Genomic DNA, 19,345 nt, shown 5'->3' on the forward strand with positions numbered 1-19,345 from the left:
TCGATGACACCCGCCACCACGCCTTCCTCCACCTCCCAGCCCCCTCTCGCACCGCTCGCGTTCGGCGATCTGCAAGGCTGCCGCAAGCCGTTCCAGCAACTGTTGGCCAAGGCCGCGCCGCCGGCCGGCACGCCGCTGTGGTTCGCCGGCGACCTGATCAACCGCGGCGCCGAATCGCTCGCCACGCTGCGCGACATCATCGCGCTCGGCGAACATGCGGTGCCGGTGCTGGGCAATCACGATCTGCATCTGCTGTCGGTATCGGCGGGGATTCGCAAGCTGAAGAAGGGCGACACGATCGCCGAGATTCTCGCCGCGCCGGACGCCGACGACCTGCTCGAATGGGTCCGCCACCGCCCGCTCGCGCACTTCGAGCACGGCATGCTGATGGTGCATGCGGGCGTCCTGCCGCAATGGGACGCGAACCTGACCATGGAACTCGCCGACGAGTTGCAGCGGGCGCTGCGCGCGCCGAACTGGAAAGAGACGCTGGCCGGGTTATACGGCAACGAGCCGAATCGCTGGACCCCGAATCTGAAGGGCATCGAGCGGCTGCGTCTAACGTGCAGCACGTTGACGCGCATCCGTTTCTGCAACGCCGAAGGCGTAATGGATTTCAGCAGCAGCGGCGCACTGAGCGCGGCGCCGCCGGGTTGCATGCCGTGGTTCGACGTGCCGTCGCGCAAGACCGCCAATGTCACCGTGGTGTTCGGCCATTGGGCCGCGCTCGGTTTAACCGTGCGCGACAACCTGGTTGGACTCGACTCGGGTTGCGTCTGGGGTGAAAAACTGTCGGCCGTGCGGCTGACGCAAAACCCCGCGGAACGCACCTTGACCCAGGTCGATTGCGAGAGTTGCCGCGTACCGGGCGGCGGTAACTAGGAGAGTTCTTCCGCCGCCACCGCGCCGACAGTCGCCGTGCCGCCCTGCATGGCCCGCAACGCCGACGCGATCACCCCTTCCGCCTGCGCGGCCAGCGTGCGTCGGTCCGCGCCCGGCGGAATCGCCGCGCCGACATAGACATGCGCGGTCAACGGGCCGCCGCTCAACAGCAGATTCAGCGAATCGGCCAGCGAGAGGTCATCGATATAAGCCGGCGAGGTGGATTGCCGGCCCTGCGCGTCCTCGTACATGATGCAAAGCGGCTGCACCGGCGCCGCCGCCGACACGGCCGCCTGAAACATATTCGCGTGGAACGGCAGCAGCGCGAGTCCGCTCGACGTCGTGCCTTCCGGAAACACGCACATCAGTTCGCCCGTGCTCAGACGCTCGGCCAACTCATGCATGATCCGCTTCGCATCGCTGCGCTTCTCACGCTGAATGAACACGGTGCCGAGTTGCTGCGCGAGCCAGCCGACCACCGGCCATTGCCGGATCTCCGCCTTCGAAACAAACGGCGTCGGCCGCCACGCATTGATCACGTAGATGTCGATCCACGAGATGTGATTAGCGACCACCAGCGCGCCGCGTTCGAGCCGCGCTGCGTCGTTATGCACGACGAGCTTCATGCCGCACAAACGCAGCATTTTCAGCGACCACTGGCGATTCAGCGCCTCGCGCGTAGCAGCGTCGGCTTTGGGGAAACGTGTCGCCACGGTCCACATGCCGTGCAGCAGATGCGCGACGAGACGGGCCTTGCGTAACGCGAGCTTCATGGTCGGAGCTTTCCGTAACTGGGCGATGCCGCGGATATTAGCGCTGTTCGAACGCGACGTGACCGGCCACGACCGTCGCGCGCACACGCGCCGGCAGTTCGTAGCCGAGGAACGGCGTGTTGTGCCCCTGGCTCTTCAACGCGCGCGGCTCGACGCGCCAGTGCGCGTGACGATCGAACACGCACAGGTCGGCCACGCCGCCCACGACGAGGCGGCCAGCTTCCTGCAAGTCCAGCACGTCGGCGGGCGCTGTCGTGATGCGGTTCAGCGCCTTGGCAAGCGGCACACCCGCTTCGTCGGCCCATTTCACCGTCAGCGACAGGAACAGCTCCAGGCCGGTTGCGCCCGGCGTGGCTTCGGCGAACGGCAGCAGCTTTTCGTCGTCGTCGACCGGCGTGTGATCGGAGCAGATCGCGTCGATGGTGCCGTCGACCAGACCCGCGCGGATCGCTTCGCGATCGCGTTGCTGACGCAGCGGCGGATCGAGGCGGAACTGCGCGTCGAAATAGCCGATGTCGAGATCGATCAGATGCACGTGATTGACGGTAACGTCGCACGAAACCGGCAGGCCTTCGGCCTTGGCCGCGCGCATCAGTTCGATGCCCGCCGCCGACGACACATGCGACAGATGCACCCGCGCGCCGGTCACGCGCACGAGTTCGAAGATCGTATGCAGCGCGATGGTTTCAGCCGACACCGGCACGCCCGACAAGCCCATTCGCGAAGCCAGCGCGCCGCTGGCGGCCACGCCGCCCTTGCCGAGGTATGCATCCACCGGACGCAGCCACACGGTGTAGCCGTAGGTCCTCGCGTATTGCAGCGCGCGCATCAGCACCTGCGTGTCGACCACCGGCACATCGGCCTGCGAAAAACCGATGCAGCCCGCTTCGGTCAACTCGACCATCTCGGTGATGACCTGGCCTTTGAGGCCGACCGTCAACGCGCCGAGCGGATACACATGCGCCTGGTTCAGATTGCGCGCGCGGAACTTGAGCATCTCGACGAGGCCCGGTTCGTCGAGCGTCGGATCGGTGTCCGGCGGACAGACGAGGCTCGTCACGCCGCCCGCGAGCGCGGCGGCCATTTCGGATTCGAGCGTCGCCTTGTGTTCGTAGCCCGGCTCGCGCAAACGCGCGGACAGGTCAACCAGACCCGGCGCGATGTGCAAGCCCTTCGCGTCGATCGTTTTCGCTGCGTGGAAATCGGCCGGTGCGTGACCGATCGCGACGACCTTGCCCGCTGCGATAAAAATGTCCTGCTGCTGTTCGGTGCCCGCTACCGGATCGATCAGCGTGCCGCCTTGAATATGAATCTTCATGCGCTGCCTTTATTAATCGTGATTACCCGCGACGATTCCCATCACCGCCATCCGCACCGCGATACCGAACGTCACCTGGTTCAGAATCACCGACTGCGGACCGTCGGCCACCTGCGAATCGATTTCCACGCCACGGTTCATCGGCCCCGGGTGCATCACAATCGCGTCCGGCGCGGCGAGCGCGAGGCGCTCCGGCGTCAGGCCCCAGCTCTTGAAGTACTCCTGCGCCGACGGCAGCAACGCGCCGCTCATCCGCTCGTTCTGCAGACGCAGCATGATGATCACGTCGACGTCTTTCAGGCCTTCGTCGAGGTTGTGGAACACTTGCACGCCCATCTGTTCGAGACCGCCCGGCAGCAGCGTGCGCGGACCGATCGCGCGCACTTCCGGCACGCCGAGCGTGGTCAGTGCGTGAATGTCCGAGCGCGCGACCCGCGAATGCAGAATGTCGCCGACAATCGCCACGCGCAGCTTCGTGAAGTCTTTCTTGTAGTGGCGGATCGTGTACATGTCGAGCAGACCCTGGGTCGGGTGTGCGTGACGGCCGTCGCCGGCATTGATCACGTGCACGTGCGGCGCGCAATGCTGGGCAATCAGGTACGGCGCGCCGCTCGATGCGTGACGCACCACGAACATGTCCGCATGCATCGCCGACAGGTTGTTGATCGTGTCGAGCAGCGACTCGCCCTTGCTGGTCGACGACGCGTTGATGTTCAGATTCAACACGTCCGCCGAGAGCCGCGTGGCGGCGATTTCGAAGGTGGTGCGCGTGCGGGTCGAGTTCTCGAAGAACAGGTTGAACACCGACTTGCCGCGCAACAGCGGCACCTTCTTCACTTCACGATCGGTGACGCTGACGAATTGGTCGGCGGTATCGAGAATGTGATTGACGATCGCCTTCGGCAAACCCTCGATCGACAACAGATGTTTGAGCTCGCCGTTTTTCGTGAGCTGCGGGTTGCCCTTCAGGAAGCCATAGCGAAAGCGCTCGGTGGCGCTGTCGGCGGAATCCTTGGAGGCCTGGGTGGCGGTGTTCATGGTGTACCTGCTTCAAATACGGGCTTCAACGTGAGCGATGTCGATGCGGACTGCGTGTGACGATGCCGGGCCGAGTTGCTGCGCGTACGCTGCGACCGCAGCGGCCACGGCTGCTGCGGCGGCCGGACTGGAAAATCTGTGTTGCGTGGGCCTGAACTAGATCGATGCGCCGCGCCCATTGCAATGCGTGCGATGCGCGTTGGCGCGATATCGCAGCGCCCCGTTCAATCGACGCGTGCTTCGGTGTGGAACGTGAAACGCGGGCTGCCTGCTTCAGCGTTCGCGCCGCCGCTGGCTTCGCGGGTCAGCACGAGCGTTGCATCCGCCGGCACCTCCACCACGCCGCCGATGAAACGCGCCGCGACCGGCAACTCGCGTCCGCCGCGATCGGCGAGCACCGCCAGTTCAACCGATGCCGGACGGCCGTAGTCGTACAGCTCGTTCAGCGCCGCGCGAATCGTGCGGCCGGTGTACAGCACGTCGTCGACCAGCACGATACGACGGCCATCGACGGAAAACGGCAGCGAGGTCGGGCTAGCCTGCGAATGCAGGCCTTTCTTCGCGTAGTCGTCGCGATGCAGCGCCACATTCACCACGCCGAAGCTCGGCAGGTTCAGATCGTGCGCGAGCCTTGCGGCGAGCCACGCGCCGCCGCTATGAATGCCCGCCAGCACCGCGCCTTCGGCACCGTCCTGATCTGCGCCAAGCTGGTCGCCGTACACCGCGCGAATCTGGTCGAGCAACGCGCGATAAAGCGCTTCGGCGTCAATGGAACTCATGATCGTCGGACAGTCCGTCTAGATATTGCTGGAGGATGATGCTGGCGGCTTCGGCGTCGAGCATGTCGGCGCGGCCGTTGCCGGCGCGGATTTCCGCCTTCGCCTCGACCGACGAATAGCGTTCGTCGATCCACGTGACGGGCAGATTGAAGCGGCCGTTCAGTTGATTGCCGAAGCGCTTCGCGAGTTGGGTCATTTCGTGCGGCGTGCCGTCCGGATGCATCGGCAAGCCGACCACCAGCGCGTCCGGTTTCCATTCGGCGATCAGCTTGCCGACCGCTTCGAAGCGATACTCGCGACTGCGGTTCTGCACGATCACGAGCGGCCGCGCGCTACGCGTCAGCGAATTGCCGACCGCCACGCCAATGCGTTTTTCACCGTAGTCGAACGCAAGCAGCGTCGCCTCACGTCCGGCCGCCAGGCTCATGCGTGACCCGCTTCGCCCGACAGCATCGACAGATTGATGCCGAGCAGCGCGAGCGCCGCTTCGAGACGCTCTTCGGCGGGCACGTCGAAAACGATTTTCGGGTCGGCCTCGACCGTCAGCCAGCCGTTCTTCGAGATCTCTTCTTCGAGCTGCCCCGCGGCCCAGCCGGCGTGGCCAAGCGTGAGCAGGAAACGTTCCGGACCCGTGCCGCGCGCGACCGCTTCGAGCACGTCTTTCGACGTGGTCATTTCGAGGCCGCCGGGCACCGACATGGACGACGTGTACGGATCGCCCTGTTTCGGATCGTGCAGCACGAAGCCGCGCTCGGTCTGCACCGGGCCGCCGAAATACACGGGCACATGGAGGAGAGGTTCGATCTCGAGTTTGAGATCGATGCGACTGAAGAGCGCTTGCAGGTCGATATCGGTCGGCCGGTTGATGACGAGGCCGAGCGCGCCGCGCTCACTGTGATCGCAAAGGTAGACCACCGTTCCTGAAAACGTCGGATCGGCCATGTTGGGCATGGCGATCAGGAACTGATTGGTCAGATTGATGCGATCGGTACTCTTGGACATAGTTCGGATTTTAGCAAAGACGATGCAGGATGGCGGGCTTTGAGCGTGGAACCGCGATGTGTGCCATGAAGCGTGCCGCGAGCCATCGACGGCGATTCAGGTTGCACTCTATCACGCACGCCCGCGTGTGCCATGGCGTAGGGTTCGCGGCATTTCGCACGAGCGTGTTTATGTGCTGGCGGGCCGCGTTTTTGCTATGGGCAAATCTTATTCGCCGCCCTGCTCGATCGCGCGCGTCAACGCGGCGAGACCGGCCAGCGCGGCGCCGCCGCCGGCCGGCGCGACACCCGCGGCCACCTTGTGCAGCGTCGCACGCAACGCTTCGGCGCTTTGCTCCAACGTGCTCGCCGCCGGCGCACCGACGATCACGTGCGCGCGCACCGCGGGCGTCGCGACTCCCGCATGCGCGCGACGCCGCCACGCGAGCCCCAACGCATCGGCCAGCAGCGCCACGTGCCCGAGGCCCAGCGCGCACGCCGCGGCGCCGAGCCGGTAAGCGGCGTCGCCGGCTTGCAGCGCTTCGCTCGGATCGGCTTTCTCGGGCTGGTCGGCCGCGCGGGCATGCTCGGTCAGCGCGGAGATCGACGCATCCGCCGTCTGCAGGAAATCTTCGTACGCGTGCGAGTTGACCGCCAGCACGCCCAGTTCGCGCGTCAGCATGCCGCGCGCCGCGTTGAGCGATTGCGCCTGCACGGCGCCCGCCTCCCACAGCATTTCGGATGCCTGGGTGCCCGCGACGTGCCAGTCGACAGTCAAGCCGTAGTCGTGCAGCACTTCGACCTGATCGGCGTCTTCGGCGGCGGCGCCGAACAAGGCATAGTCACGCCACAGTAACGCCAGCGTGGCCCGCACCAGCGAGCGCGGCGCGCGCTGTATACCGCGTGCATGATCGGCCAGTGCGAGATTGCAACGGGCGTAGAAACGCCGCGCATCAACGTCGCCGGTCGCCCGGCCGCCGACCCGCAACGCTTTCGCGCAAGCCTTGGCGAGCCGCCAGAAATCGTAGGGGTCAGGGCCGGCGAGTTCGGTGAGCACGGCGTCCAGTTCGTCGAGCGCCGCGTTGGTGAGCGCCCGCGCGGCCGCACTGCCCGTGTCGGGCTGCGCGCGCAGCACCGGCAGCAGCGCGCGTTCATAACGCGCCCGCAAATGGGCCAACTGATCAGCGGACTGCGCGTGCATCGACACCGGCGGCACCGGACGCGCGGTCAGCGCGAGATCTTCGAATACGACGGTGGAACCGGGCGTGTGCTCGGACAAATGCGCACAGACCGCGCGATAGTGATTGAAGAGCGCCGGCGAGCAGGACAGCTCGCGCAGATTGTGGCGTTCGAGCGCCGCGCGAAAATCACGCAAGGCCGCGCCGAACACCGCACGCGCAGTGTCGGCGCCGGACGGATCGTCTTCCGAGAGCGGCGACAGCCGCACCAGCGCGTCAGCGAAACGCTGCGCGCTCAGCCAGCCGGCCGCGCGCAATGCGTGCGACGCGCGCAGCAGCGCCGAGGTGCTCTCGGTATGTTGTTCGAATGCCAGCAGCGCTTCGGCCAGCGCAAGCTCAGCGGGACGGACCGCGCCACCGCGTGGATTCGGCAAGGCGTCGAAGGAAACGGGTGCGGCGGGTCGTGAAGTCATGAGCGGGCGACAGGAAGCTGACGGGCCGCCGCTTCGCGCCGCACGCTGACTGCTCGGCTAGCGCGCGAACCGGTGACAGGACAATGACAGATTACCGCTGCGGCAGGACACCCACGGCGCGCTCGATGACAATGCGCGCCGCCGGATCGCAACCTCAGATCTGGACCATCTCGAAGTCTTCCTTGCGCGCGCCGCATTCCGGGCAAGTCCAGTTAATGGGAACGTCCGCCCAGCGGGTGCCCGGCGCAATGCCTTCGTCCGGCAAGCCGGCTTCTTCGTCGTAAATCCAGCCGCAAATCAGGCACATCCAGCTTTGATATTCCATTCTTGTGTCGCGCAGTAGAGTCCGTGGAAACGGGAGCCATGATGGTACCGTGTTGCCGCCCCAATGCCTAGCAATCAGAAACGCGCAAGCGTAGCGCGCGGCAGCCTTTGCTTATGCCGTTTGCGTCGGGTCACGAACGCTGTAGCGGCGGCTTGCCGCACCGGTGCTGGCGCTCACACGCGACCATGCGCGCAGGCGTGCGAAAAAACGCCCTCGCGACGGTTTAGGCCGCATAATTGAGCCGATAGCGCACGGTCCGCGCCCAAATTTAGCTCCTTTTTGCAAATTTTCATGCCCAGCGACACACCTCCGATCGTCCTCACCTTCGGCCTCTCCGATCCCACCGGCGGCTCCGGCCTGCAGGCCGACCTGATGACCCTTGCCAGCATGGGCTGTCATGGCGTCTCCGTGCTCACGGGCTACACCGTGCGCGACTCGGCCAGTTGCGACGAAGTCACCGGACTCGACCCTGAAGTCGTCGCGACTCAAGCGCGGATGCTGCTGGAAGACATGCCGATTGCGGCGTTCAAGGTCGGCGCCTGCACGCGCGCGGAAGTGGTGAGCGCGATTGCCGAAGTCGTCGCCGATTACGACGACATTCCGCTGATTCTCGCCCCCGACTTCACGCTCGACGACGAGCACGTGCTCGCCGCCGACGAACTGCGCGAAGCGATCGCCGACCTGCTCGCGCCGCAAACCACGCTGCTGGTTGCGGACGCAACCACGCTGCTCGCACTGGCCCAGCCCGACGGCGACGCCGAATCGCCAACGTTGGACGCGGCGATCTCGCATCTGCTGTCGCAAGGCTGCGAATACATTCTGTCGACGGAAACCGGCACGCACCGGCACGTGAATACGCTGTTCAGCGAAGACGGCCAGTTGCGCCAGGACACGTGGGACCGAGGCAGCCATCGGATCATGGGGTTGACGGACACGCTGGGCGCGGCGATCGCCGCGTTGCTGGCCAACGGGCAAGACCCCGCCGAGGCGGTGCGCGAGGCGCAGGAGTATCTATATCAGGCGGTGCGCAATGCGTTCCGGCCGGGCATGGGCGCGTATCTGCCGGATCGTTTCTTCTGGGCCCGCAGCAGCGACGATGAAACGCCGCCGACTGCCGGCAAAGGTGCAACGCCGGGCGAAGCACGGCATTAAACGCTGGCGCCGGCGCTGACGTTTATCGCTGTCGAGATGCGTTAGCCACGGTAGCGCGCTGCGCGCTGTGTCATCACTAGAAGAAGCCCGCATTCGTGCGGGCTTTTCTTTTTCCGCGCTTATCGCATTGACATTCAACACCCTCGCCCCAAAAGCAAAAACCCGCATTTCTGCGGGTTTTTGCTTTTGGGAAGCACGCCTCGCAGCGCGCCTCCGCATGTGTTCCAACCGAGCCTCTGACGAGGCCCAATCGAAATTACATGTCCATGCCCATACCGCCCATGCCGCCGGGCATACCGCCGCCCATCGGAGCATCTTCCTTCGGCAGTTCGCAAACAGCTGCGTCGGTCGTCAGCAGGAGACCTGCCACCGATGCTGCGTTTTGCAGAGCCGTGCGCGTGACCTTCGTCGGGTCCACGACACCTGCGTCAACCAGGTCGACGTACTCGCCGGTTGCTGCGTTGTAGCCGTAGTTGCCCGTGCCAGCTGCAACAGCTGCCACCACGACGCTGGCTTCTTCGCCACCGTTCGTGACGATCTGACGCAGCGGTTCTTCCATTGCGCGCAGAACGATCTTGATACCTGCGTCCTGATCGGCGTTCAAGCCCTTCAGGCCGGCGATAGCCGTGCGAGCGCGGATCAGCGCCACACCGCCACCAGCAACGATGCCTTCTTCCACAGCTGCGCGCGTTGCGTGCAGTGCGTCTTCGACACGTGCCTTCTTTTCCTTCATTTCGACTTCGGTCGCAGCGCCGACCTTGATCACTGCAACACCGCCTGCCAGCTTGGCAACGCGCTCTTGCAGCTTTTCACGGTCGTAGTCCGACGTAGCTTCTTCGATTTGCGTGCGAACCTGCTTCACACGTGCTTCGATGTTTGCACCTTCGCCAGCGCCGTCGATGATCGTGGTGTTTTCCTTACCCACTTCGATGCGCTTCGCTTGACCCAGTTCAGCCAGCGTTGCCTTTTCGAGCGTCAGACCGGTTTCTTCAGCGATAACTTGACCGCCGGTCAGGATCGCGATGTCTTCCAGCATGGCCTTACGACGATCGCCGAAGCCCGGAGCCTTCACAGCAACCGTCTTCAGGATGCCGCGGATGTTGTTAACCACCAGCGTTGCCAGTGCTTCGCCTTCGACGTCTTCTGCGATGATCAGCAGCGGACGGCCAGCCTTGGCGACTTGTTCCAGTACCGGCAGCAGGTCACGAATGTTCGAGACCTTCTTGTCGTGCAGCAGCACGAACGGGTTTTCCAGAACGGCGACCTGCTTGTCCGGGTTGTTGATGAAGTACGGCGACAGATAGCCGCGGTCGAATTGCATACCTTCGACAACGTCCAGCTCGTCTTGCAGCGACTTGCCGTCTTCAACCGTGATCACGCCTTCCTTGCCGACCTTGTCCATGGCTTCAGCGATACGATCGCCGATCGACGAGTCGCTGTTAGCCGAAATCGAACCGACTTGCGCGATTTCCTTGTTGGTCGTGCACGGCTTGCTGATCTTGCGCAGTTCTTCGATTGCAGCCGTGACAGCCTTGTCGATACCGCGCTTCAGGTCCATCGGGTTCATGCCCGATGCAACGTACTTCATGCCTTCGCGGACGATCGACTGAGCCAGAACCGTTGCGGTCGTGGTGCCGTCACCTGCGTTGTCGCTGGTCTTGGAAGCGACTTCCTTGACCATTTGCGCGCCCATGTTCTGGAGCTTGTCTTTCAGTTCGATCTCTTTCGCGACCGAGACACCATCTTTCGTGACCGTCGGGCCGCCGAAGCTGCGTTCCAGGACCACATTGCGGCCCTTCGGACCCAGCGTGACCTTCACAGCGTTCGCGAGGATGTTCACGCCTTCAACCATCTTGGCACGGGCGGAATCACCGAATACGACGTCTTTAGCTGCCATCTTCTAACTCCTTGAATTCTTTGGGATATGACTTATGACCGGGAAAAGTAGCGACCAGCGCTTACTTCTGCACCACGGCCATGATGTCTTCTTCGCGCATCACGAGCAGTTCGTTGCCGTCGACCTTGACGGTCTGGCCTGCGTACTTGCCGAACAGGACGCGGTCGCCAACCTTCACGTCGAGCGCGATTTGTGCGCCCTTGTCGTCACGCTTGCCCGGGCCGACTGCCAGAATTTCGCCTTGATCCGGCTTTTCTGCTGCGGCTTCGGGGATCACGATGCCCGACGCAGTCTTGGTTTCTTGATCCAGACGTTTGACGATCACGCGATCATGCAAAGGACGAAGGTTCATACATACTCCTCTCTTGATTGAGACTGAAGAACGCTGAGAAAACCCGGCTGGCGGAGCCAACCGGCGATGTTGTTAGCACTCTCGTGCAGCGAGTGCTAATTATATGGACGGGTGGTGACAAATTCAAGAAGGGATGGGATGTCGAGCTTCACTTAAGTTTGAACCTTGCTCACTCAAGTTCGGACCCGTGACGGGTGTCCGGGGCCGTGATGGCAAAAATTCACCATGACAAACAGTGACTTACCCTCTGAACGGCTGCGCCGTGGAGCCGCGCACGCCAGCAGGACCCGGGGGGCATGCCCGGCAATAAAGCCCCTGTAAATCAGGAGATCGGCGTTCGACTAAGGGTAAACCTCGAAATAGATCACGCTTCCTGCCCACGCTCGGGGCGAAGAAATCTTCGGCGCCGCGTCCGCGCCGCCTCAGCCACCTTCGATCCAGCGCGTGCCCGACGCCTTGAGATGGCTGCGAATCGCCGACTGCGCGGCTAACGGATCACGGTCTTCCAGCGCGCGATAAATCGCCTCGTGCTCCACCAGCGCCGCCGCCCAGGTCTGGCTCGTCTCCGCGTGGCCGCTAAGGCGCGCTGAAATCGGGCTATGCCTCTCGTCGAACAGTTCGGCCACCATCCGAACCAGCACCGAGTTGCCACTCATCTCGGCAATGCACACATGGAACGCGCGATCATGGTCGAGCGGCGAGCGCCCCTCGTCGACGTTCGCGCGCATCGCGTCCAGGGTCTCGCGCAAACGGGCCAGCCTGTCAGGCGTAATCAGCGCCGCGGCCAACACAATGACCGCCCCCTCCAGCACCGCGCGGGCTTGCATGAGCTCAGACGGGCTCTCGCCCAATCCTGCGATTGCGCTGACGGGGCGATCCGCCGCGCGGCAAACGTAGACGCCCGAGCCTTGGCGAATTTCAACCGAGCCGAAAATCTCGAGCGCGATCAATGCCTCTCGCAACGACGGCCGCGACACCCCCAGTTGCTGCGCAAGATCGCGCTCGGGGGGCAAACGCGAGCCCGGCGCGAATCCGCCTGACTGAATCAGCGAGCGGATCTGATCCGCGATGTGCTGGTACAAGCGCTTGGTCTCGACCTGCCTGAGTTGCGTGTTCGTCAATTTCCTCTCCAAACGCGTTGGCCGCGCAAGTCACATATGCCGTTAATTGGTCGGGCCAATTTAATTCCTAAACCTTGAAGAAATTATAAACCAAGCCGTCGCCTCGCAGGCATCTAGCGCTATACAGGCATAAATGACGTCCATTTTTTAAAATATTTCGACCAACCAAGCCCATTCAAAGATCTCCAAATCCGATCGACACCGAATAAGTGGCTTGACCAATTTGCGATCCCTACCTATGATCGATTGCATGCTGACCGGCTGCGTTTGCGGTCGGTCTCAGCGCAGATCCGCCAGGAACCTAAAGTCGTCCCCGCCCCGCGGAGTGACGAACAGGAGACAGACTTGCTGGAATTTCCAAGCCAGCCCGTTCAGCGCCGCACCCTGTCGGCGCGGGCGGACTCGGGTCATGCCACTCGTTTCGAGCCCGGACCGGGCGAGCACCGCGCGTCCGCCGCCGCGACACCGTCCACCCCAGCGAGTGAATCGCTCGCGAACCTGACACCCGGCGCCGCGAACGCTCCCGACAAGGCCGAATTGCTCCGGCTGACTCACGTCACCAAGCGGTTCCCCGGCGTGCTCGCGCTCGACGCCGTCAGTTTCGATCTGCGGCGTGGCGAGGTCCACGCGGTCTGCGGCGAGAACGGCGCGGGCAAGTCGACGCTGATGAAAATCATCAGCGGCCAGTACCCGCCCGACGAGGGCATCCTCCTCTACAAAGGCAGCGAGCGGCACTTCACGTCGTCGCTCGAGGCACAGGCCGCAGGCATCGCCATCATTCACCAGGAGCTGAACCTGGTGCCGCACCTCTCGGTGGCCGAGAACATCTTTCTGGCACGCGAGCCGCGCCGCGGGATCTTCGTCGATCGCGTGCGTCTGCGCGCCGACGCTCAACGTTGCCTCGACCGGCTTGGCGTCGATATCGCGCCGGGGAGGCTGGTACGCACGCTATCCGTCGCGCAACGGCAGATGGTGGAAATCGCCAAGGCGCTCTCGCTCGACGCCGAAGTGCTGATCATGGACGAGCCGACTTCGTCGCTCACGGAATCGGAAACAAGCCAGCTCTTCCGAATCATTCACGAACTGAAGCGCGTTGGCGTGGGCATCATCTATATCTCGCACCGGCTCGATGAAATGACCGGCATCGTGGATCGGGTCACCGTGATGCGCGACGGACGCTACGTCTCGACCGACGTGTTTCAGGACACCACGATCCATCAGATCGTCGCGCGCATGGTCGGCCGTTCGCTCGAAGACAAGTTTCCGCCGCGCACGTCGACGCCGGCCGACAACGTACTGCTCAGCGTCGACCGACTGACGCGCACGAACGTGTTCGGCCCCGTCAGTTTCGCTCTGCGGCGCGGCGAGATTCTTGGCTTCGCGGGTTTGATGGGCGCCGGCCGAACCGAAGTCGCCCGCGCGATCTTCGGCGCCGATCCGCTCGATGGCGGCACGGTACATCTCGGCGACGAGACCCTCGCGATCCGCTCGCCGATCGACGCGATCCGTCACGGCATTGCGTATCTGTCCGAGGACCGCAAGGCCAATGGTCTGTCGATCAATATGCCGGTCTCCAGCAACATCACGCTCGCGCACATGGACGCGGTATCGAACCGCTTCGGCTTTATCCGCTTCGCGGAAGAAGCCGCGGTGGCGCAGCGCTATATCGACCAACTGGGCATCCGCACCCCGGGCGTCAGACAGATCGCCCGCAACCTCTCAGGCGGCAACCAGCAGAAGGTCGTCATCAGCAAGTGGCTGTTCCGCGAGTCGCGCGTGCTGTTCTTCGACGAACCCACGCGCGGTATCGACGTCGGCGCCAAATACGCGATCTACGAATTACTCGACGGGCTCGCCGCACAGGGTATCGGTGTGGTGATGATCAGCTCGGAATTACCCGAAATACTTGGCATGACCGATCGGGTCGCCGTCTTCCACGAGGGCGAACTCGTGACCGTTCTCAACACCCGTCAGACGAGTCAGGAAGAAATCATGCACTACGCCTCGGGTCGCATGGTCGACCCGCACACGTCGGGTTCATCGGGAGACGCGCAATGAGCACGGTCACGCGCCCCTCGCCGTCCCTCGCCAATGAACGGCGCAAAGATCTGATCCAGAAGTTCGCCGCGTTCGGCAGCCTGATCGTCATGATCGTGGTCTTTTCCTCTACCAGCGAAGCATTCCATACGGTCGACAACGCCATGACCGTCGCGCTGCAGGTGACCTCGATCGCCTATCTCGGCGTTGCCGCGACCTGCGTGATCATCACCGGCGGGATCGATCTTTCGGTCGGCTCGGTACTCGCGCTTTCCGGCGTGGTCGCGGCCCTCGCGGTCAAGGCGGGCCTGCCTGTCACGCTCAGCATGCTGGTCGGCATCGTTGTCGGTGCGCTGTGCGGCGTGGTCAACGGCTTGTGTGTGACGCGCATGCGCCTGCCGCCATTCATCGCCACGCTCGGCATGATGCTGGTGGCGCGCGGCCTCGCCCTGCAAATCACGGGCGCGCGCCCCGTGTCGGGACTCGGTGAAGCATTCGGCGTGCTCGGCAACGGCTCACTTTTCCGGATCGAAACGATCGGTGCGGACGGGTTCCCGGATGTGACGTTTCCCGGCATCCCCTATCCGGTTCTGCTGATGGTCGTGATCGCCGTCGCGGTGTCGATCATGCTGAGCCGCACGACGCTCGGCCGTCATATCTATGCCGTCGGTTCGAACGCGGAGGCCGCGCGGCTGTCCGGCGTCAACGTCGCGCGCGTGACCCTGTTCACATATGTGCTGTCCGGTGCGCTCGCGGGTGTCACGGGCTGCGTGCTGATGTCGCGTCTGCTGACCGCGCAGCCGAACGAAGGCGTGATGTACGAGCTCGATGCAATCGCGAGCGCCGTGATCGGCGGCACCTCGCTGATGGGGGGTGTCGGCACGATCTCCGGCACGGCCATCGGCGCCTTCGTGATCGGCATTCTGCGCAACGGTCTGAACATGAATGGGGTGTCCAGCTTCATTCAGCAAATCATCATCGGCCTGGTCATTCTGGGCACTGTCTGGATCGACCAGCTTCGCAATCGCCGGTGACCTCCATCGGCGCGCCGGCCGACAGGTTCCGCCGCGCCGAGACGTCCATGTACGACAACAACTCTCCCCAGGAGTAGAGACATGCGCACATTTCAACTGAGCCTGCTGGCCGCCACGCTGGCGCTGGCAACCGGACTTGCCCACGCCGCCGGCGGCGAAATCGCGGTCATCGTCAAGACCTCGAGTTCCAACTACTGGCAAAACGTCCAGAAAGGCGCCGCCGCGGCGATAGGCGACGCAAAAGGCTACACGATGACATTCCAGGGTCCCGCGACCGAGACGGCGATTGCCGACGAAGTCAACATGGTCGAGAACGCCGTGAATCGCAAGGTCGCCGGCATCGTGCTGGCACCGTCCGATCCCGATGCCCTGGTGCCTGCCGTCAAGAAAGCCTGGGAGGCACACATACCGGTCGTGATCATCGACTCGGCATTGGCCGACTCCGGCAAGCAGTATTACCAGTCGTTCCTGTCGACCGATAACAAGAAAGCCGGCGAGCTATGCGCGAAGGCATTGATCGACCGGATCGGCCAGACCGGCAAGATTGCGATCATGTCGTACGTTGCGGGCGCGGGCTCGGAGATCGGCCGGGTCGGCGGCTTCCGCGACTACCTGAAGGCGCATTCCCAACTTCAGGTGGTTGGACCGTTCTACTCGAACTCGCAGATGGCGACCGCGCTGAACCAGACCACCGACACGCTCACCGCCAATCCGGATCTCAAAGGCATTTTCGGCGCGAATGAACCGACTGCGGTCGGCATGGGCCGCGCGCTCGAGCAGTCGGGCAAGGCCGGCAAAGTGATCGCGATCGGCTTCGACGGCAATCAGGACCTGCAAGGCTTCGTCAAGGACGGCACGCTCGCCGCCACCGCCGTACAGGGCTCGTATCAGATGGGCGATCTCGGCGTGAAAACGGTGATCAGCCTGATCGAGAAAAAGCCTGTGCCGAAGGACCGCGACACGGGCGTCGTGATCGTGACGAAAGACAACATCGACCAGCCGGTTGCAAAGAACGTGCTGTATTGACGTGCCTGAACGGCCAGACAAGGATTGCTATGCTTACGGTGATATGCGAGACGCCCGGCACACTACGCGCCGAACAACGAACGAAGCCCGAGCCGCTCGACAACGAGGTGCTGGTGCGCGTAAAACGCGTCGGCGTGTGCGGAACCGACCTGCATATTTTTACCGGCAATCAGCCGTATCTGGCTTATCCGCGCGTGATGGGCCACGAGTTGTCCGGTCTCGTCGAACAGGCGCCGGTGGGTAGCGGACTGGTGGCCGGCGATCCGGTCTACGTGATGCCCTACCTGTCGTGCGGGCAATGCATTGCATGCCGACGCGGCAAAACCAATTGCTGCATGAACATTCAGGTGCTCGGCGTGCATCGCGACGGCGCGTTCACCGAATACCTGAGCGTACCCGCGCAGTTCGTTCACAAGGCCGAAGGCATCACGCTCGATCAGGCGGCCATGGTCGAATTCCTCGCGATCGGCGCGCACGCGGTCCGGCGCGCCGACGTGAAAGAAGGCGAGCGCGTGCTCGTGGTGGGGGCGGGCCCGATCGGCATGGCGGTGCTCACGTTTTCGACGCTTCGCGGCGCAACGGTGACGGCACTCGACACGCGCGCCGATCGCCTCGACTTCTGCGTGCAGCAACTCGGCGCCGCCGCCGCGGTGCAGATCGGGCAGGACGACAAGCCGCAACTTTCCGCGCTCACGGACGGTGATTTCTTCGACGTCGTGTTCGATGCAACAGGCAACCCCAAGGCGATGGAACGCGGCTTCGAATTCATCGCGCACGGGGGGCGATATGTGCTGGTGTCGATCGTAGCCGACACCATCACCTTCTCCGATCCCGAGTTTCACAAACGCGAGGCCACCCTGCTCGGCAGCCGCAACGCCACCACCGAGGATTTCGACACGGTGGTCAAGGCCATGCGAGCCGGTTTGATTCCAGACCGCGCGCTCAATACCCACCGGCTCGCGCTCGCCGATGTGCCCGCCAGGTTCGCTACGCTGCTCGACCCGGCGGGCGGCGTCGTGAAAGCCATCGTGGAATGCTAGGCATGGGTGATGTCGATGCAGACTCCGGCGTGCTGTCCGAGCCGTTGACCCAGCCGATCCTGCAATTCGGCACGAGCCGATTCCTGCAGGCGCATGTCGACCTGTTTATCTCGCAGGCGCTCGAGTCGGGCGATGCGCTCGGCGGCATCGTGGTCGTACAAACCACCGAGAACGCGGAGAGCACAGCGCGGGTCGCCGCGCTTGCAAGCGGGCGGCCTTACCCCGTCCGAATCCGCGGATTACTTGGCGGCAAGGTGGTCGACGAAACGCTCGCCGGCCGTGCGATCCTTCAGGCCGTCCATGCGCGAACAGACTGGGCGCGAATCCGCGAGGCCGTCCGCGGTCCCGTGCAGATCATCGTGTCGAACACGGGAGACCGCGGCTACCAACTCGATAAGCGCGACGATGCCTACGACCTAACCGCCGCAACGCACGTGCCGCACAGTTTTCCGGCCAAACTGGCGGCCCTGTTGTACGCGCGTTGGCAAAGCCAGCCCAACGCACCGCTCTCGCTTTTTCCCTGCGAACTGCTCGAAAAAAATGGCGAAATGCTGAGGGCGATCGTGGTAGGACTTGCATCGCAACGACACGTGCCTCGTGAATTCATTCGCTATCTGACCGGGCATTGCGTGTGGGCCAATTCGCTAGTCGACCGGATCGTGTCCGAGTCGATCAGTCCCGTGGGCGCCGTTGCGGAGCCTTACGCGCTGTGGGCCATCGAGAGGCAACCACGCTTGCAGGTGCCCTGCGCCCATGCGTCGATCGTGCTGACCGACGACCTGAAGCATGTCGAGCAGCTCAAACTATTTTTGCTGAACCTCGGACACACGTTCCTCGCCGAACGCTGGCTGCTCGATGCCCGACCGCAAGACGAGACGGTCTACCACGCCATGCAGGATCCCGCGCTACGCAACCAACTCGAGGCGGTCTGGATGGACGAGGTGATACCGGTGTTCGAGGCGCAGGGAAAGCGGGAGGATGCGCTTGCGTATCTGGACGAGGTGCGCGAGCGCTTCATGAATCCGTTTCTCCATCACAGGATTGCCGATATCGCGCAGAACCATGTCCAGAAAAAACAACGGCGAATCGTGCCCCTGCTGGAACTGGCTACATCGCTCGCGGCTGGCAGGGGGACCTGGATTCCGCAGGCGCGGTTAAGGTTGGCGACGAAAACGGGCTCAGCACAGGGCTAGTCGAGACGGTTTTGCCGATGCCGTTGACGAGCAGCATGAACATGACGTCCGGATCCTGCTGCGGCACTACCGTTGCGTCGATCGGTTTCAACGCAGCCCCGTCGACTTGAAGCCTCAAAGAAACGGCTCGAGCGCGTTCGCCGCCACGAAGATGGCTAGCGTCTGATTGATGTGGGAGCGAATCTCTCCACGCAAGGCTTCCAGATCCTGTCCTAGCATGGCCCGCATCATGAGCGGCGCCACGATGGCATCCAGCATCTGAGTTGCCAGAATCCGCGCATTGCGCTTGACCGCCGCCCGGGTTCGCGCGTCGCGGGGCTGCCCCGAATGCTCCGTAATCACCGCCGTGACCGCTTCGATCGAGCGCAAGCGGCCTCGTTCGTGCGCCAACTGAGCGAGCAATGGGAATCTCGGCGCATCCGCCACGACCATTCTGATCAGTCCGATCACCTCGTCACTCAACAGACGCGTCACCAGCGCCCGGGTGGCATAGGTCAGCCGTTCCAGCAACGAATCGAATTGCGGTGACTCCTGGATGATCCGCATGCTGCGTTCCACGCTTCGTCTCACCACGTCGGCGAAAAGCGCTTCCTTCCCCGCGTAGCGGCTATAAACCGTGGCCTTGCTGGCGGACGCCTTCTCGGCAATCCGCTCCAACGATGCCCCGGCAAAACCATACTCGAGAAACATCGACGTCGCGGCATCGAGAATCCGCTCTTCGACCTCGCCCGCCATCGACGCGGACGG

The 19,345-nt window shown here is 63.5% G+C and carries 19 protein-coding genes; 7 read left to right on the plus strand and 12 right to left on the minus strand.

Features of this window, described 5'->3' with window-relative positions; all coding sequences use genetic code 11:
- Positions 1-3 precede the first annotated feature (3 nt).
- Positions 4-882, plus strand: a complete 879-nt coding sequence (locus tag FA94_RS15480; RefSeq protein WP_035552692.1) for a symmetrical bis(5'-nucleosyl)-tetraphosphatase — start codon at positions 4-6, stop codon at positions 880-882.
- Here the strand turns inward: FA94_RS15480 and FA94_RS15485 are convergent.
- From FA94_RS15485 to FA94_RS15520, 8 genes are all read right to left on the minus strand, one after another.
- Positions 879-1,655 (minus strand): lysophospholipid acyltransferase family protein, encoded by a 777-nt coding sequence (locus FA94_RS15485; RefSeq protein WP_081935947.1) that lies wholly within the window; start codon positions 1,653-1,655, stop codon positions 879-881. The two genes, FA94_RS15480 and FA94_RS15485, sit on opposite strands and share 4 nt — an antisense overlap.
- A gap of 37 nt (positions 1,656-1,692) precedes the next feature.
- Positions 1,693-2,973 (minus strand): dihydroorotase, encoded by a 1,281-nt coding sequence (locus FA94_RS15490; RefSeq protein ID WP_035552693.1) that lies wholly within the window; start codon positions 2,971-2,973, stop codon positions 1,693-1,695.
- 12 nt (positions 2,974-2,985) lie between these two features.
- Positions 2,986-4,011, minus strand: coding sequence for an aspartate carbamoyltransferase catalytic subunit (locus FA94_RS15495; protein WP_035552696.1), 1,026 nt, complete (start codon positions 4,009-4,011; stop codon positions 2,986-2,988).
- Between the two features lie 224 nt (positions 4,012-4,235).
- Positions 4,236-4,790 (minus strand): bifunctional pyr operon transcriptional regulator/uracil phosphoribosyltransferase PyrR, encoded by a 555-nt coding sequence (gene pyrR / locus FA94_RS15500; RefSeq protein WP_035552699.1) that lies wholly within the window; start codon positions 4,788-4,790, stop codon positions 4,236-4,238.
- Positions 4,777-5,217 carry a Holliday junction resolvase RuvX gene (ruvX, locus tag FA94_RS15505; protein ID WP_035552701.1) on the minus strand — a complete coding sequence of 147 codons (441 nt, stop codon included), beginning with the start codon at positions 5,215-5,217 and terminating at the stop codon, positions 4,777-4,779. The genes pyrR and ruvX overlap by 14 nt, the downstream gene beginning before the upstream one ends.
- The gene (locus FA94_RS15510) at positions 5,214-5,792 is read right to left on the minus strand and encodes a YqgE/AlgH family protein (RefSeq protein ID WP_035552703.1); all 579 of its coding nucleotides are present in this window, start codon (positions 5,790-5,792) and stop codon (positions 5,214-5,216) included. The genes ruvX and FA94_RS15510 overlap by 4 nt, the downstream gene beginning before the upstream one ends.
- A gap of 207 nt (positions 5,793-5,999) precedes the next feature.
- Positions 6,000-7,421, minus strand: coding sequence for a FimL-related protein (locus FA94_RS15515; protein ID WP_035552706.1), 1,422 nt, complete (start codon positions 7,419-7,421; stop codon positions 6,000-6,002).
- Between the two features lie 154 nt (positions 7,422-7,575).
- A complete protein-coding gene (locus FA94_RS15520; RefSeq protein WP_013338354.1) occupies positions 7,576-7,746 on the minus strand; it encodes a rubredoxin in 171 nt (56 codons plus the stop codon).
- A gap of 291 nt (positions 7,747-8,037) precedes the next feature.
- On the opposite strand from FA94_RS15520, the gene FA94_RS15525 reads away from it, so the two are divergent.
- The gene (locus FA94_RS15525) at positions 8,038-8,898 is read left to right on the plus strand and encodes a hydroxymethylpyrimidine/phosphomethylpyrimidine kinase (RefSeq protein ID WP_035552709.1); all 861 of its coding nucleotides are present in this window, start codon (positions 8,038-8,040) and stop codon (positions 8,896-8,898) included.
- 256 nt (positions 8,899-9,154) lie between these two features.
- Here the strand turns inward: FA94_RS15525 and groL are convergent, their stop codons facing one another.
- The 3 genes from groL to FA94_RS15540 form a co-directional block, all read right to left on the minus strand.
- Positions 9,155-10,795 (minus strand): chaperonin GroEL, encoded by a 1,641-nt coding sequence (gene groL, locus FA94_RS15530; protein ID WP_035552711.1) that lies wholly within the window; start codon positions 10,793-10,795, stop codon positions 9,155-9,157.
- Between the two features lie 61 nt (positions 10,796-10,856).
- Positions 10,857-11,147 (minus strand): co-chaperone GroES, encoded by a 291-nt coding sequence (gene groES, locus FA94_RS15535; RefSeq protein ID WP_007178996.1) that lies wholly within the window; start codon positions 11,145-11,147, stop codon positions 10,857-10,859.
- Between the two features lie 422 nt (positions 11,148-11,569).
- Positions 11,570-12,268 (minus strand): FadR/GntR family transcriptional regulator, encoded by a 699-nt coding sequence (locus FA94_RS15540; RefSeq protein WP_035552712.1) that lies wholly within the window; start codon positions 12,266-12,268, stop codon positions 11,570-11,572.
- Between the two features lie 498 nt (positions 12,269-12,766).
- On the opposite strand from FA94_RS15540, the gene FA94_RS15545 reads away from it, so the two are divergent.
- The 5 genes from FA94_RS15545 to FA94_RS15565 all read left to right on the plus strand — a co-directional run bounded on the left by FA94_RS15545 (position 12,767) and on the right by FA94_RS15565 (position 18,598).
- A complete protein-coding gene (locus FA94_RS15545) occupies positions 12,767-14,326 on the plus strand; it encodes a sugar ABC transporter ATP-binding protein (RefSeq protein WP_051981244.1) in 1,560 nt (519 codons plus the stop codon).
- The gene (locus FA94_RS15550) at positions 14,323-15,339 is read left to right on the plus strand and encodes an ABC transporter permease (RefSeq protein WP_035552714.1); all 1,017 of its coding nucleotides are present in this window, start codon (positions 14,323-14,325) and stop codon (positions 15,337-15,339) included. The genes FA94_RS15545 and FA94_RS15550 overlap by 4 nt, the downstream gene beginning before the upstream one ends.
- A gap of 81 nt (positions 15,340-15,420) precedes the next feature.
- On the plus strand, positions 15,421-16,365 hold the full coding sequence (locus FA94_RS15555; protein ID WP_035552716.1) for an ABC transporter substrate-binding protein: 945 nt from the start codon (positions 15,421-15,423) through the stop codon (positions 16,363-16,365).
- 29 nt (positions 16,366-16,394) lie between these two features.
- On the plus strand, positions 16,395-17,405 hold the full coding sequence (locus FA94_RS15560; RefSeq protein WP_035552719.1) for a zinc-binding alcohol dehydrogenase family protein: 1,011 nt from the start codon (positions 16,395-16,397) through the stop codon (positions 17,403-17,405).
- 44 nt (positions 17,406-17,449) lie between these two features.
- Complete coding sequence (locus FA94_RS15565; RefSeq protein ID WP_063771824.1) at positions 17,450-18,598, plus strand: mannitol dehydrogenase family protein; 1,149 nt, start codon at positions 17,450-17,452, stop codon at positions 18,596-18,598.
- Positions 18,599-18,712: 114 nt separating this feature from the next.
- Here FA94_RS15565 and FA94_RS15570 read toward each other — a convergent pair whose 3' ends face one another.
- Positions 18,713-19,333, minus strand: coding sequence for a TetR/AcrR family transcriptional regulator (locus tag FA94_RS15570; RefSeq protein WP_051980587.1), 621 nt, complete (start codon positions 19,331-19,333; stop codon positions 18,713-18,715).
- Positions 19,334-19,345 lie beyond the last annotated feature (12 nt).

The sequence above is a fragment of the Burkholderia sp. 9120 genome, from assembly GCF_000745015.1.
Lineage (GTDB): Bacteria > Pseudomonadota > Gammaproteobacteria > Burkholderiales > Burkholderiaceae > Paraburkholderia.